This is a genomic window from Micromonospora tarensis, from assembly GCF_016803395.1.
In the GTDB taxonomy this organism is placed as follows: domain Bacteria; phylum Actinomycetota; class Actinomycetes; order Mycobacteriales; family Micromonosporaceae; genus Micromonospora; species Micromonospora tarensis.
In genome coordinates this window covers 1-14,214 of record NZ_JAEVHL010000169.1, presented here as the reverse complement: position 1 = coordinate 14,214, position 14,214 = coordinate 1, and the positions used below count along the sequence as shown (strand labels likewise).

Below are 14,214 nucleotides of genomic sequence, written 5' to 3'. Positions count from 1 at the left end.
GGGCCACCGCCCTGCGGGCCACGGTCGTCGGGGCCACGGTCGTCGAGGCCACGGTCGTCGGGGCCGTCGTCGTCCGGGTCGTCGGGGTGGGCGTCCTGGGCCCGCTGCAACGCCTCGTCGAGGCGCTTCTCGTCCAGCCCGGGGGTGTCGAACGGGTCGCGGCGGCGGCGGTGCGGCAGGGCCAGCCGGGCGGCCACCCGGACGTCGTCGATGGTGACCCGGTCCCGGCCGTGCCACGCGGCGTGGGCCAGGGCGGTACGGGCGGTGACGATGTCGGCGCGCATCCCGTCCACGTCGAACGCCGCGCACACCTCGGCGATCTGCCGCAGCGCGGCGTCCGGCAGTCGTACCCCGGGAAGTCGGCGGCGGGCGGCGGCCACCTGGGCGGCGATCTCCGCGTCGGCGTCGGCCCAGCGGGCGGCGAAGCCGACCGGATCGGCGTCGGCGGCCAGCCGGCGGCGGACCACCTCGACCCGGATCTCCGGGTCCCGGCTGGCGTTCACCTCGACGTCAGCCCGAACCGGTCGAGCAGCTGCGGGCGCAGCTCCCCCTCCTCCGGGTTCATCGTGCCGACCAGCAGGAAGCGGGCCGCGTGACTGACCGAGACACCCTCCCGCTCGACGTGGCTGCGACCCATCGCCGCCGCGTCGAGCAGCAGGTCGACCAGGTGGTCGTGCAGCAGGTTGACCTCGTCGACATAGAGCACACCCCGGTGCGCGGCGGCGAGCAGGCCCGGCTCGAAGGCGCGGACGCCCGCGCCGATCGCCTGCTCCAGGTCCAGCGCGCCGACCACCCGGTCCTCGGCGGCGCCGACCGGCAGCTCCACCAGCCGGGCCGGGCGGATCTCGGCACCCGCCCCGGCGGGATGGGGGCCGTCCGGGCAGGCCGGGTCGGGCTCGGCCGGGTCACAGCCGAAGCGACAGCCAACCACCCGACGGACCGGCGGCAGCAGCGCGGCGAGGGCCCGCACGGCGGTGGACTTGGCGGTCCCCTTCTCACCCCGCACCAGCACCCCGCCGATCGCCGGGGAGACGGCGTTGAGCAGCAACGCCAGTCGCATGTCGGCCATGCCGAGCACCGCGCTGAACGGGTAGGTGGTGGTCGTGGTCATGCCCGGTCCTCCAGGTCGCCCTCGCTGGCCAGGTACGTGTCGCGGAGCCGGTCGAGGGTGGCCGGCTCGGGTTTGCCCCACAACCCCCGGTCGGCGGCCTCCAACAGCCGCTCGGTGATGCCGCGCAGCGCCCACGGGTTGGACTGCTCCAGGAACTCCCGGGTGGTCTCGTCGAAGAGGTACGCGGCGGCCAGGTGCTCGTACATCCAGTCGTCGACCACCCCGGCGGTGGCGTCGTAGCCGAACAGGTAGTCCACTGTGGCCGCCAGCTCGAACGCGCCCTTGTAGCCGTGCCGGCGCATCGCGGCGATCCACTCGGGTTGACCACCCGGGCCCGGAACACCCGCCGGGTCTCCTCGCCCAGCGTGCGGGTCCGCACGTCGTGCGGCATCGCCGAGTCACCCACGTACGCCTGCGGTGACGTGCCGGTGAGGTGGCGGACCATCGCCACCATCCCGCCGTGGTACTGGAAGTAGTCGTCGGAGTCGACGATGTCGTGCTCGCGGGTGTCCTGGTTCTTCACCGCTACCGCGATCCGGGCGAAGGAGCGTTCCATGTCGGCGCGCGCCTCCCGCCCGTCCAGGCCCCGGCCGTAGGCGTAGCCGCCCCACACCGCGTACACCTCGGCCAGGTCGGCGTCGCTGCGCCAGGTCCGGGCGTCGATCAGCGGCAGCAGACCCGCGCCGTACGCCCCGGGTTTGGAGCCGAAGATCCGGGCGGTGGCCCGCCGCTCGTCGCCGTGTTCGGCGAGGTCGGCGGTGACGTGCGCCCGCAGGTAGTTCTCCTCGTCCGGCTCGTCGAGGGCGGCGACCCGCCGGACGGCGTCGTCGAGCAGCGCCACCACGTGCGGGAACGCGTCGCGGAAGAAGCCGGAGATGCGCACCGTGACGTCGACCCGGGGTCGGCCCAGCTCGGCCGTGGGCACCACCTCGATGCCGGTGACCCGCCGGGACCTGTCGTCCCAGACCGGCCGGCAACCCAGCAGCGCGAGCACCTCGGCGATGTCGTCGCCCTGGGTCCGCATGGCGCTGGTGCCCCATACGGTCAACCCCACCGAGCGGGGGTACGCCCCGGTGTCGGCGAGGTGCCGGGCCAGCAGCGAGTCGGCGAGGGCCACGCCGACGTCCCACGCGTTGCGGCTGGGGATGGCCTTCGGGTCGACCGAGTAGAAGTTGCGTCCGGTGGGCAGCACGTTGACCAGCCCCCGGGTGGGTGAGCCGGACGGGCCGGGCGGCACGAACCTCCCGTCCAGCGCGCCGAGGGTGTTGCGCAGCTCGTCGGTGGTCCGGTCCAGTCGGGGCACCAGCTCGGTGGCGGCGAAGTGCAGCACCGCGGCGGCGTCCGGGATCGACTGACCGGTCACCTCGACGACCACCGCGTCGGTCGCGTCCACCGCCCAGCCCAGCGTCTCCATGCCGACGACCAGCCGCCGGGCGAGGGCCTCGATCAGGTCGATCGCGTCGGCGGCGGTGCCGGCCGCCCGTCCACCACCTCGGTCAACGCGGTGGGCAGCGCCAGCCGCTGCCCCGGCGCGGCGAGCAGCGCCTGCTCGTCGAGGGAGTACGCGGCGGCGAGGGCCTGCCGCAGGCCGGGCAGGGCGCGGGCGCCACCCCAGATCTGTGGGGCGCGCAGCACCGCGAGGACCAGGTTGACCCGGGGTTCGCCGGTGGGCGCGTCGGCCAGGATGTGCAGTCCGTCGCGGATCTGCACGTCCTTGACCTCGCAGAGGTAGCCGTCGAGGTGCAGCACGAAGTCGTCGAAGTCGTCCGCGTCGGGCATCGCCTCGGCGTGCAGGTCGTGGTGCAGTTCGGCGGCGCGCACCAGGTCCCAGATCTGGGCCCGTACGGTCGGCACCTTGGCCGGGTCGAGGGCCTGCACGGTGGCGTACTCGTCGAGCAGTTGCTCCAGTTTGGCCAGGTCGCCGTAGGTCTCGGCGCGGGCCATCGGCGGCACCAGGTGGTCGATCACCACGGCGTGCGCCCGCCGCTTGGCCTGGGTGCCCTCGCCGGGGTCGTTGACGATGAACGGGTAGACCAGCGGCAGGTCGGCGAGGACCGCGTCGGGCGCGCAGTCGGCGGCCAGCCCGAGGCCCTTGCCGGGCAGCCACTCCAGGGTGCCGTGTTTGCCCAGGTGCACCACGGCGTCCGCGCCGAAGCCACCGTCCGCGACGGGCGCGGCCAACCAGCGGTACGCGGCCAGGTAGTGGTGGCTGGGTGGCAGGTCCGGGTCGTGGTAGATGGCGATCGGGTTCTCCCCGAAGCCGCGCGGCGGTTGGATCAGCAGCACCACGTTGCCGAAGCGCAGCCCGGCGAGCACGATGTCCCCGCCCTCGGTGTACAGCTCACCGGGCGGCTCACCCCAGTGCTCCCGGATCCGCTCGCGCAGCTCGGCCGGGACCTGGTCGAACCACCGTCGGTACGTCTGCCCCGGTATCCGGGCCTCGGCGGCGGCCAACTGTTCCGGGGTGAGCCACTCCACGTCGTGACCGCCGGCGGCGATCAGCGCGTGGATGAGCTTGTCGCCGTCGGCGGGCGGCGGCGCGTCGCCCAGGTGGTAGCCGGCCTCGGCCAGCGCGGCGAAGAGCCGGACCGCCGAGACCGGGGTGTCCAGCCCGACGGCGTTACCGACCCGGGAGTGCTTGGTGGGGTAGGAGCTGAGCACCACGGCGACCCGCTTGTCGGCGTTGGGCACGTACCGCAGCCGGGCGTGGCGCACCGCGATCCCGGCGACCCGGGCGGCCCGCTCGGGGTCGGCGGCGTACACCGAGAGGCCGTCCGCGTCGATCTGCTTGAACGAGAACGGCACGGTGATGATCCGGCCGTCGAACTCGGGGATGGCCACCTGCATCGCCGCGTCCAACGGGGACAGCCCGGCGTCGCTGCCGGCCCACTGGGCGTGCGTGCTGGTCAGGCAGAGCGCCTGGATGACCGGCACGTCCAGGGCGGCGAGGGCGCCGACGTCCCAGGCGTCCTCGTCGCCGCCGCCGGAGGCGTCCGCGGCGACCGCGCCGCCGGCCGCGAGCACGGTGACCAGCAGCGCGTCACAGCGGGCGAAGAGCCCGAGCGGACCGGCACCGGCGGTCAGCCCGCGCAGCGAGCCGCAGAAGATCGGCAACGGGTTGCCGCCGGCCGCCCGCACCGCGTCCGCGAGCACGTCGACGAACGCGGTGTTGCCGGCCAGGGCGTGCGCCCGGTAGAAGACGATCCCCACGGTGGGTCGGTCCGGGTCGGTCGGGTGGTCACCGTGCACGCCGTACGCCGGGGTCGGCGCGGGTGGGGCGAACCCCTCGCCGGTGAGCAGCACCGTGTCGGAGAGGAACCGGGCCAGCTGCCCGAGGTTGTCCGGCCCGCCCTCGACCAGGTACGCCAGCGCCTGGGTGACGACACCGGACGGCACCGTGGAGATGGCCATCAGCTCGGCGTCGGGCAGCGTCTCGCCGCCGAGCACGACCGTCGGCAGGCCGGAGGCGAGCACCTCGGCGAGGCCGTCCGGCCACGCCTGCCGCCCGCCGAGCAGGCGTACCACGACGAGGGCGACCCCGTCGAGCAGGGCGGGCACCTCCTCGGCGCCGACCCGGGCGGGGTTGGCCAGCCGGTAGTCCGCGCCGCTGGCTCGGGCGGCCAGCAGGTCGGTGTCGGCGGTGGAGAGCAGCAGGATACGCACGGCGGGCTCCGGGAGATGACGCCCCGGCGGCCACGCGGGCGGCCTGGGCGATGCGGGTGGGTACGGCGTCAGCCGGTACGACGGTTCGTTACCGGTGGGCGGCGTGGGAGCCCTGGAGCACGTCGAAGCGGCCGCGGTGCGGATCGCGACGATGTTCGTCGATGAATGAGACGCCGTGCGTCATCCGGTCCTCCTCGGGTGTCCACGCCCTGGGGTACATCCCGACGGCCGAAGTATCCTGGCTTCCGGATCGACGCTCTCCCCCGGCCTTCCAACCGCAGACACACGGTCGTGACTCACGAGGGGGGATCGCTCCCCGGTGACAGTGGCGGGACCGCGTCGGAATCGCACCGACTTCCTTCACTGCCGTCAGGCCGCGAATGCTGCCACACCGTCGCGCCGCCGGTCAACGCGGACCTCGCCGTCACTCGGCCATGTTCACCACATTGACCTGCGGAAATATCGGTGCGCGTGGGTTGCCTCCGGCCCTGCCGACGGGCCGCCGAACCGGTTGACCGGCCGACGGCGGGCGCGTTCCGGCGGCAGCGGGCGGGATGTCTGTGCGGCGTCCTATGGAGCTGATGTCGTCGACGATTCACGCGCCGTGGCGCACTGTCGACGGTCGCTCCCGCCCACCTCTCCCGGCGGGAGCCCTACCGCGATGTCGCAAACGACTCACCTCCAAAGGTGCCGAACTCCGCACACGCCCGGACCACGCGGTGCTCTCGCACGTGCGGTGGCCGCGCACCACGCCGCGGGTCACCGGCGCTCAGGCGGATGGCTGGCCGCTCCGACGCGCCGGTGTCGAGGCTCAGCGGGCGTGCCGTTCCGGGTGCGCCCGGTTCCACACCCGCATCCGTTCCGGGTAGCCGGTGCGCGCCGCCTCGTACAGCGGCACCGCGTGCTTGCGGGCGATGGCCCCCGCCGCGCGCGGGGTGCCGGTCCGGCGCCGGATCCACTCGCCGTCGTCGGCGATCGCCACCACTGTGGTGTCCGTGGCAGTGGTCTCCGGCTCCAGGTAGAACTCGACCCCGCGCCGGCTGGCGACGAACGCCTCCAGCGCCGCGAGGTCGTCGCGGGTCGCCTCCCGGTCGAGCTTCGTCGGGGTCGCCTCGGCACCCCGCGACCGGCGACTGAACCAGCTCATGCCCCGCTCCTCTCCTCGACGCCCTCCAGTGCAGCACCGATTCCTGGCAATACGCTGCACGCCGGGTGGGAGCAAGCTGACCCGCGTCGGGTGGAACCCCCGGCGGGTGGGCGGTGTCATGAGTGTGATCCGAACGGAGGTCCACCCCTGGACGACGACGCGCTCGTCACCCGCGCCCGGGCCGGTGACCTGGAGGCGTACGACCTCCTGGTCGCCCGACACACCGCGTCCGCGTACCGGACGGCGGTGCTGCTCGGCGCCGGCGCGGACTCCGAGGACGTCATCCAGGAGGCGTTCGTGAAGGCGTACCGGAAACTGTCCCGCTATCGCGGTGAGGCGTCGTTCCGGTCCTGGCTGCTCGCGATCGTCGCCAACGAGACCCGCAACCTGCACCGGTCCCGCGGTCGGCGCGACGGGCTCGTCCTGCGGGCCGCGGCGGCCGACCCGACGTCCGAGATCGCCGAGGACGGGGCGATCGACGCGGTCCTGGCCGGGGAGCGCCGCGCCGCGCTGGTGCGGGCCCTGCGGCAACTGCCGGTGCGGGACCGCGAGGTGATCGTCTGCCGGTTCTTCTCGACCTCAGCGAGGAGGAGACGGTGCAGACCCTCGGCTGGCCCCGGGGCACTGTGAAGTCGCGCACCTCCCGGGCGCTGGCGAAACTTCGCGGCCTGCTCGACCGGGAGGAGGTCCGGCATGGGTGACCTCGAACGGGAGTTGCGGGACCTCACCGCCTGGCTGGACACACCCGACCCGCCCGACGTGCGCGCCCGGGTCCGCTCTCGGCTCAGCGAGCCCACACCCCGGCGACGCCGGTGGCGTGCGCTGGCGGCGGCGGCGCTCGTCGCGGTGCTGGTGGCGGTGTTGCCGCCGACCCGGACGGCCATCGCCGACGCCGTCACCGGGCTGCTGCGGTTCGCCGGCGTGAGCATCGCCATCGGGCCTGCCTCGACGCCGCCCGACGCCACCCCGTCGCCGTTGCCCGCGCAGCGGGCCGTCAGCGTGGACGAGGCGCAGCGGGCCGTGCGGTTCCCGATCCGCCCACCAGCGAAGCTGGGCCCGCCCGAGCGGGTGCTGGTCGCCGACCCGGACAGCACCGGCAGGTACCGGGTGGCGACGCTGCTCTACCAGGGGGGTGAGCTGCGCGTGGACGCGTTCGATGGTCGCCTCGACCTGGCCTTCCACAAGAAGGCCTCACCACCGGACGTGGACTGGACCCAGGTCAACGGCGACTTCGCGGTCTGGGTCAACGGCCCACACGTGCTCTCCTACGTTGACCGGGCGGGTGGCATCCGCCGGGAGACCGCCCGGCTGGCCGCCTCGACCCTGATCTGGCAGGACAACGACGTGAGCTACCGACTTGAGGGCGCCCTGACCGAAGCCGAGGCGATCGAGATCGCCAATTCACTGCGCTAGGAACCGTTCCGGCCCGGCCGGTGTCGACAGAGCAGGTTCTTCGACACGTACCGGAGGGGTGAGATGGGCTTTTGGGGCAGGTTGCTGGCGGCATCCTCGGCGGTCCCGCTGCTGGCGGGGTGCACGACCACGACCGGCGACGGGTCGGCCGCGTCGACGGCCACCACCACGGCGAGCGCGCCGGCCGGCTGTGCGGCCCGGGTGGAGACGGGTTCGCTGCCCGACTGGGCGGACACCGGGTTCCATGGGGACGCGCGGATACCGCACGTCTTCGGCGCGAAGGGTGACATCGTGGCGGTGCTGTTCGCCCATCCGCTGCGGCAGGTCAGGAAGGACGGGTCGAACAACAAGATCCTCTGGGTGGCCCGCGCCGCAACCATCTCGCCCGACCCGACCGCACCGGCGACCCTGGTGATCACCGCGACGCTGGACGGCACCGACACCACTGTGATCCGGGAGGTCGCCGGCGGCCCCGGCCCGTCGATCATCGACCTGCCGCGGGCCGGCTGCTGGCGCCTCGACCTGCGCTGGTCCGGGCACACCGACACGATGAACCTGGTCTACGCCCCGTAAACCGCCCAACCAGCCCACAAGACCTCAAAGCTGGTTGATCATGAAGTTAGCGGCGCGACACGCCGACATCGGTGCTAACAACTTCATGATCAACGGGGGTCAGGACAGGGTGGTGAGGTCTTGGGGGGTCAGGGTCAGGGCGCCGGCCGCGATGTTCAGCTCCAGGTGGGTGGGGTTCGCGGTGCCGGGGATGGCCAGCACGTGTGGGCCCTGGTGCAGGGTCCAGGCCAGGCGTACCTGCTGTGCGGTGACGCCGTGGGCGCGGGCGACCGCCTCGACGGCCTCGGCCTGCCCGGTGCTCGCGCCCGTCTCGCGCCCGGTGCCGGCCAGCGCGAAGAACGGCACGAAGGCGATGCCCCGCTCCCCGCAGGCCCGGACCACCTCGTCCTGCTCCCGGTAGGCGTCCACGCCGTAGTTGTTCTGCACACAGACCACCGGCGCGACCTCCGCCACCTCGTCCAGCTGCGCGAGCCGGACGTTGGAGAGCCCGAGGTGCCGGATCAGCCCGGCGGCCCGCAGCTCGGCGAGCGCGCCGAACCGGTCGACCAGCGGCACCGCGCCCGGCCCCCGGCCGAGGCGCAGGTTCACCACGTCGAGCTGCTCGCGGCCGAGCCGACGCAGGTTCTCCTCGACCTGGGCGCGCAGCTGCGCCGGGGTGAACGCCTCGGTGAAGCCCGCCTCTCGGTCGTACCCGAAACCGACCTTGGTGGCGATCACCAGATCCTCCGGGTACGGGGCGAGCGCCGCGCGGATCAGCTCGGTGGCGTAACGGGCCGGGCCGGTGCCGACGCCCAGGGTGCCGCCGGGCGAGACGTAGAACGCGGCCGTGTCGATGTGGTTGACGCCCAGCTCGACGGCGCGACGCAGCAGGGCGACGGCCTGGTCGCGGTCGGGGTTGGCGGTGATCCGCATGGAGCCGAAGCCCATCCGGTACACGGTGCGGTCGCCCAGGGTCCAGCTACCCGCTGCGGCGGCGGTGATCTCGTCGGTTGGCATCGGGCGACGGTAACCAGCGCGGGCGCGCGGCGCAGTCGGCCACGCACCCGATACCGCTCGGTGGCGATCTGGGTTAGTTTTTACTGGCGGACGACACCGCGTGCGGCGGGCGCAACACCGGCACCAGCAGCAGGGTCGGCACCAGCAGCAACGGCACCACCAGCAGCGCGCGCAGGGTGCCCACGTGGTCGCCGAGCAGCCCCAGCAACGGCGGGCCAGCCAGGAACGCGGTGTAACCGATCACCGCCACCACGCTCACCCGCACCGGCGCGTGCGCCTCCTCGTCGGCCGCCGCGCTCATCCCGACCGGGAAACCCAGCGACGCACCGAGACCCCACAGCGCGACCCCGAGGATCGCCACCGGCCCGGACCCGGCCAACACGGCCAGGCCGGCGCCGACCACGGCGAGCCCGATGGTGCCGCTGAGCACCGACACCCGACCCCACCGGTCCAGCGCGATGGTGCCCACCGTGCGCCCGGCGGTCATGCCCACCACGAAGACGGCGAAGACCGCCGCGCCGGCCGCCTCGCTCAGCTCCCGGCCATCCACGAACGCGACGGCCAACCAGTCGTTGGCCGCACCCTCGGTGAACGCCGCCACCAGCACGAACAGCCCGATCAGCAGGGTGCGCGGCTCCCGCCAGGCGGCGAGCTGCGCCCGGCGGCGGGCAGCCGGGGTGGCGTCCGCCGGGTCGCCGTTCGGGTCGCCGCCCAGTGGCAGGAACTGACGGGCGGCGAGCACGGTGCCGGTCAGCACCACCACCGCCACCGCGACGAGGTGCCCGCCGACCGGCACGTCGAACCGGGCCGCCCCGGCGCCGAGCGCCGCGCCGGCCACCGAACCGAGGCTCCAACCGGCGTGGAAACGGGGCATGATCGTCCGACCCAACCGCCGTTCCACCGCTGCCGCCTCGACGTTCATCGCCACGTCGCAGGCGCCGGAGCCGTAGCCGAGGGCGACCAGCCCCAGCGCCACCACGGCGAACGACCCGGTCAGGGTGGCGCCCATTCCCGCAGTGGTCAGACCGACCGCGACCAGCACGGTGGCCAGGGCGACGGTGCGGGCCGCGCCGAGGCGTTGCGCGAGCAGGCCGGAGGTGGGCATGGCGAGCAGCGCGCCGACGCTCATCGCCAGCAGGAGCAGCCCGAGCCGACCGGCGGAGAGGTCCAACGCCTCACGGACCGCCGGGACCCGGGAGAACCAGCTGCCGACGGCGAGGCCGTTGAGGGTGAAGGTGACAGCGACGCCGTTGCGGGCGAGCCGGACCGCGCGCGCGGCTGGCGGCGTGGTGGTCGGGGCTTCGGGTCGACTGGCGGGGGCGCTCACGCGGGGTGGTCCTCTTTCTCGGGGTGATCTCCTGGGACGATCGCACACCTGAGAGCGCTTCCACCACAACCGTCGACCGCCCCTTACCGCTGGTGGTTTGCCGGGGCATGATGTGAGCTGGCGTTTGTGTCCGACCGGACGAGACGCCGCAGGAGGAGACGATGACGACCGCGGTACACCGGCCGGCCACTCTCGAGGATGTGGCGCGGGTCGCCGGGGTGTCCCGGTCCACGGCGTCGCGGGTGATCGCCGGCACGGGGTTCGCCTCGCCGGCCGCCCGGGAACAGGTCACGGCGGCGGTGGACCAGCTCGGCTACGTGCCCAACCCGGCCGCCCGGGCGCTGGTCCGAGGTGGCGGCGTACGCCTGGTGGTGGCCGTCCTGGGCACCAGCGCGGCGGTGCTGGACGACCCGTACGTGCACCAGGTGGTCGGCTCGGCCGCCCGGGTGTGCACGCCGGCCGGGGTCGGGGTGGCGCTGCACTGGCTGCCGTTCGGCGACCCCCGCGGCCTCGACCAACTCGACGGTGATCGCAGCGTGTGCGGGGTGATCCTGGTCAACACCACCGAGGAGCTGCTGGCGGCGGTGCCGCTGTCACTTCGGGGCCGGGTGGTGTCGATCGGCGTCGGCTCGGCGACCGTGCCGTCGTTCGACGTCGACAACGCCGGTGGCGCCGAAGCGGTGCTGCGCCACCTGTACGCGAGCGGCCGCCGCCGCATCGCGATGGTGACCGGCCCGCGCTGGCTGCCCTGCGCGCAGCGGCCGGTGCGGACGTACCGGCACCTGATGAGTCTGGCCGGCCTGCCGGAGCGGGTGCTGCCCGGCGACTTCACCGCGGCGCGTGGCCGGGTGGCGGCCGGCGAGGCGCTGCGCCGCTGGCCGGACCTCGACGCGATCTACGCGATCAGCGACGACACCGCGCTGGGGGTGATCGCGGGCCTGCGGGACGCCGGCGCGCGGGTGCCGGGGATGTCGCGGTGGCCGGCTTCGACGACATCCCGCTTGCCGGGATGACCACCCCGGCGCTGACCACGGCGAGCCACCCGGTGGGGCGGATCGCCGTGGCCGCGGCCAGTGCGCTGCTCGACGGGCGTCCGGCCGCCCGGGAGACGGTCTTCCCGTCCGCCCTGGTGGCCCGGGCCAGCGCCTGAGCCGGGCAGATCGCGGGCGGCTGACCCCGGACGGTTAACCCCGGACGGCCCGGGTAACCGCGTCGTTCCTGTCGTCGACCGCGAGGAGTGGTGACCCGTGTCCGACTCCGCGTCGCGGTATCCCGGGGTGGCGCAGGGTCACCGGCACGGCCGGTTGAGCGCCCGCCGCCACCCGCCCGTGGTGCCGGGACCCACCGGGCTGGTGCCGCTGACCGGTCCCGGCGGTGCCCGGCTCGGGGTGGCGTACGTCCCGCAGCTGGCGGCGGACGCTTCGGCGTACCGGTTGGTGCTGCTCCTGCACGGTGCCGGCGGCTCGGCCAGGCAGGGCCTGGACCTGCTGGCGTCCGCCGCGGACACGCACCACCTGTTGCTCGTCGCTCCGCAGTCGGCGGCGGCCAGCTGGGATCTGATCGCCGGCGGTTTCGGGGCTGACGTGGGGCGGGTCGACGGGTTGCTGGCGACCGTCTTCGACGGCTACCCGGTGCACGACGTGACGTTCGGCGGCTTCTCCGACGGCGCTTCGTACGCGCTGTCGCTGGGCCTGACCAACGGTGATCTGGTCGACGCGGTGCTGGCCTTCTCTCCCGGTTTCGCCGCCCCACCGGCCACCCACGGCCGGCCACGGATCTTCATCTCGCACGGCGTCGACGACCGGGTGCTGCCCATCGACGTGTGCAGCCGCCGCCTCGTGCCGCACCTGCACGACCGGGGCTACGACGTCACCTACCAGGAGTTTCCCGGTGGCCACGAGATCCCCACCCCGGTCCGGGAGTCCGCCACCGACTGGCTCGGTGGCCCGCCCGAACCGTGATCAGACCGGGCCGTGATCAGACCGGGGGCAGGCCGAGGGCGTCGTCGACGCGGGCGAGGACGGCCACGTCGTCCTCGGGGTTGACGCCCCGCAGCAGGTCGATGGCGGTGGCCCGGACCTGACCGATGATCATCGCCAGGGGCAGGGTCTGGGTGGCGCCGAAGAGCCGTCCGGCGGTGTGCACGGCCGCCAACGCCGACTCGTCGGCCCGGTCGACGTGTCGGTCGGCGGTCTCGTCCTGACCGTCGAGGTCGGCGGCGAGCGCGGCACCGGCCTGGCGGACGGCCTCGGCCAGCGACCGCAGGGCACCGCCCAGTTCGGGGGGCGTCGAGGTGTGCAGCCGGCTGAGGGTGACGCCCGCGCGGGCCAGCACCCGCACGTTGCGGACCGCGTAGTCGATTTGGCGGATCGACTCGTCCACCGACCGCAACCGGCCGATGTGCCGGCGTCGGCGGACGTGCAGTCGCAGCGCCTCACCTGCGGCCAGCACCCCGTCGCGCAGCCCGTTCACCCGGGCGTCCATCCCCCGGGCCTGTCGCAACGCGGCGACCGCGGCGGCCTCGTCATCGTGGTCGAGGGCGTCGGCGATGCCGCTGAGCAGCCCGGCCAACTCGTCGAAGGTCCGCCGCACCTCGGCGACCAGCGGGGCCAGTGGGTGCCGGGCGTCGACCAGCAGGCTGGCCGCGAGCGCGACCGCGCCCCCGATCAGCGCGTCGACGAAGCGGAACGGCACCAACGACCCGTCCGGCGGGGCGACCACCACCAGGTAGAGCGCGGAGACGGCGGCCTGCACCAGCGTCACGCCGGTGGCACCGAAGGCCACCGCGAGCAGGACGGTGAGCAGGATGACGGTGAAGACGGTCCAGGTGCTGCCCGGGCCGAGGGCCTGCACCACCAGGTCCGCGACGAGCACCCCGGTGGCGACCCCGAGCACTACCTCGACGGCACGGCGGACCCGCTGGCCCCGGGCCTGGCCGAGGACGATCAGCGCGGCGGCCGGCGCGAAGAACGGCTGCGGGTGCCCGAGCAGGCGGGTGGCCAGCAGCCAGGCCACGGTCGCCGCGACGGTCGCCTCCAGCACCGGCCGCCAGCCGTGCCGCAGCCGACCACCGGCCGTGCGCAGGCCGCTGAACCGCACCGACACCAACCTCCGGAACACGCGCGGCTCAGCTCCCGGTGAGGGCACGCAGCAGGGTACGGACGGCGGCGCTCAGGTCGGCACGGCTGGCCGCGCTGCCGGGCTGCGGGGCGGTGAGCGCGCCCGCGCCGACCAGCCGGTCGAAGAGCAGGCCGTCCACGAACGCCACGAACTGGTCACCCTGCCGCTCGGGGTCGGTCGCCCCGGCCCGGGTCAGCAGGTCGCGGGCCTGCACCCGCTGGCCGGTGCCGTGGTGCAGGATCCCCCGCAGCTCGGGCCGGTGCACCGCCTCCAGCAGGCACGCGTACCGGGCCAGGGTCCGGCTGCGCCCGACGCTCAGCCACCGGTCGAGCACCTCGGCGACGCCGGTCGCGAGCGCGTCCAGGGCGGCGCTGTCGAGCCGGGGTCCGGGCGTCGGGGGCGGCGCTTCGGTCGGCAGGTGGTACGCCGCCAGGTCGGCCCGGTCCCGCTCGGCGAGCCGTCCCACCACCGCCTCGATCAGCGCCTGACGGGTCCGCAGGTACGCGGAGGTGGTGCCGGGAGGCATTCCGGCGCGCGCGTCGACCGCCCGGTGGGTGAGCGCCCGCATGCCACCGTCGGCGATCAACTCGATGGCCGCGTCGGTCAGCAACGCGATCCGGTTGGTGCGGGCGGTCACAGTGCTTCTCCTTCTCCTGGTCCGCAGGTAGTATCGCTCTTCTACAGGTGTAGAAGGGTGGATCGAGATGAACGACTCACACGCGGTGGTGGTGGGTGGCGGCATCGGCGGACTGAGCGCCGCGCTCGCCCTGCACCGGCACGGGTGGCGGGTGACAGTGCTGGAGCGCGCCGCCGAGCTGCGCGAGGTCGGCGCCGGCCTGAGCCTGATGGCCAACGCGGTGCGCG

10 protein-coding genes, 3 pseudogenes and 1 riboswitch are annotated in these 14,214 nt (G+C 74.1%); of the genes and pseudogenes, 6 read left to right on the top strand and 7 right to left on the bottom strand.

Going from position 1 to position 14,214, the window contains the following annotated elements; all coding sequences use genetic code 11:
• The 3 genes and pseudogenes from JM949_RS25420 to JM949_RS25410 all read right to left on the bottom strand — a co-directional run.
• Positions 1-1,111: pseudogene (locus tag JM949_RS25420) on the bottom strand (ATP-binding protein); the annotation flags it as partial.
• Positions 1,108-4,774, bottom strand: a pseudogene (cobN, locus tag JM949_RS25415) (cobaltochelatase subunit CobN). The pseudogenes JM949_RS25420 and cobN, both read right to left, overlap by 4 nt.
• Positions 4,775-4,983: 209 nt before the next feature.
• Positions 4,984-5,160: riboswitch (cobalamin riboswitch) on the bottom strand.
• Between the two features lie 425 nt (positions 5,161-5,585).
• Positions 5,586-5,921: a hypothetical protein gene (locus JM949_RS25410; RefSeq protein WP_203150799.1), complete on the bottom strand. Its 336-nt coding sequence runs from the start codon at positions 5,919-5,921 to the stop codon at positions 5,586-5,588.
• Between the two features lie 90 nt (positions 5,922-6,011).
• Between JM949_RS25410 and JM949_RS25405 the strand changes: the two genes are divergently transcribed.
• The 3 genes from JM949_RS25405 (at position 6,012) to JM949_RS25395 (ending at position 7,907) form a co-directional block, all read left to right on the top strand.
• Positions 6,012-6,551, top strand: a complete 540-nt coding sequence (locus tag JM949_RS25405; protein ID WP_309232319.1) for an RNA polymerase sigma factor — start codon at positions 6,012-6,014, stop codon at positions 6,549-6,551.
• 63 nt (positions 6,552-6,614) lie between these two features.
• The gene (locus JM949_RS25400) at positions 6,615-7,334 is read left to right on the top strand and encodes a hypothetical protein (RefSeq protein ID WP_203150798.1); all 720 of its coding nucleotides are present in this window, start codon (positions 6,615-6,617) and stop codon (positions 7,332-7,334) included.
• Positions 7,335-7,397: 63 nt separating this feature from the next.
• A complete protein-coding gene (locus JM949_RS25395) occupies positions 7,398-7,907 on the top strand; it encodes a hypothetical protein (RefSeq protein WP_203150797.1) in 510 nt (169 codons plus the stop codon).
• A 99-nt stretch (positions 7,908-8,006) separates the two neighbouring features.
• On the opposite strand, the gene JM949_RS25390 is transcribed toward JM949_RS25395, so the two are convergent.
• Both JM949_RS25390 and JM949_RS25385 read right to left on the bottom strand, forming a co-directional pair.
• A complete protein-coding gene (locus JM949_RS25390; protein WP_203150796.1) occupies positions 8,007-8,903 on the bottom strand; it encodes an aldo/keto reductase in 897 nt (298 codons plus the stop codon).
• A 73-nt stretch (positions 8,904-8,976) separates the two neighbouring features.
• Positions 8,977-10,230 (bottom strand): MFS transporter, encoded by a 1,254-nt coding sequence (locus JM949_RS25385; RefSeq protein ID WP_203150795.1) that lies wholly within the window; start codon positions 10,228-10,230, stop codon positions 8,977-8,979.
• 161 nt (positions 10,231-10,391) lie between these two features.
• On the opposite strand from JM949_RS25385, the pseudogene JM949_RS25380 reads away from it, so the two are divergent.
• Together JM949_RS25380 and JM949_RS25375 are read left to right on the top strand one after the other, a co-directional pair.
• Positions 10,392-11,380: pseudogene (locus tag JM949_RS25380) on the top strand (LacI family DNA-binding transcriptional regulator).
• 97 nt (positions 11,381-11,477) lie between these two features.
• The gene (locus JM949_RS25375; protein WP_309232318.1) at positions 11,478-12,191 is read left to right on the top strand and encodes an alpha/beta hydrolase; all 714 of its coding nucleotides are present in this window, start codon (positions 11,478-11,480) and stop codon (positions 12,189-12,191) included.
• Between the two features lie 16 nt (positions 12,192-12,207).
• Here the strand turns inward: JM949_RS25375 and JM949_RS25370 are convergent, their stop codons facing one another.
• Together JM949_RS25370 and JM949_RS25365 are read right to left on the bottom strand one after the other, a co-directional pair.
• Positions 12,208-13,329: an FUSC family protein gene (locus JM949_RS25370; protein ID WP_203150794.1), complete on the bottom strand. Its 1,122-nt coding sequence runs from the start codon at positions 13,327-13,329 to the stop codon at positions 12,208-12,210.
• A 28-nt stretch (positions 13,330-13,357) separates the two neighbouring features.
• Positions 13,358-13,987, bottom strand: coding sequence for a TetR/AcrR family transcriptional regulator (locus JM949_RS25365; RefSeq protein WP_203150793.1), 630 nt, complete (start codon positions 13,985-13,987; stop codon positions 13,358-13,360).
• A 67-nt stretch (positions 13,988-14,054) separates the two neighbouring features.
• On the opposite strand from JM949_RS25365, the gene JM949_RS25360 reads away from it, so the two are divergent.
• The coding region (locus JM949_RS25360) for an FAD-dependent oxidoreductase (RefSeq protein ID WP_203150792.1) at positions 14,055-14,214 on the top strand (160 nt) is incomplete at its 3' end.

What these genes read in the sequence shown, in the direction of transcription:
- JM949_RS25410 (WP_203150799.1), bottom strand. Translation starts at nt 5,921, where the DNA reads ATGAGCTGGTTCAGTCGCCGGTCGCGGGGTGCCGAGGCGACCCCGACG.
- JM949_RS25390 (WP_203150796.1), bottom strand. Translation starts at nt 8,903, where the DNA reads ATGCCAACCGACGAGATCACCGCCGCCGCAGCGGGTAGCTGGACCCTG.
- JM949_RS25400 (WP_203150798.1), top strand. Translation starts at nt 6,615, where the DNA reads ATGGGTGACCTCGAACGGGAGTTGCGGGACCTCACCGCCTGGCTGGAC.
- JM949_RS25395 (WP_203150797.1), top strand. Translation starts at nt 7,398, where the DNA reads ATGGGCTTTTGGGGCAGGTTGCTGGCGGCATCCTCGGCGGTCCCGCTG.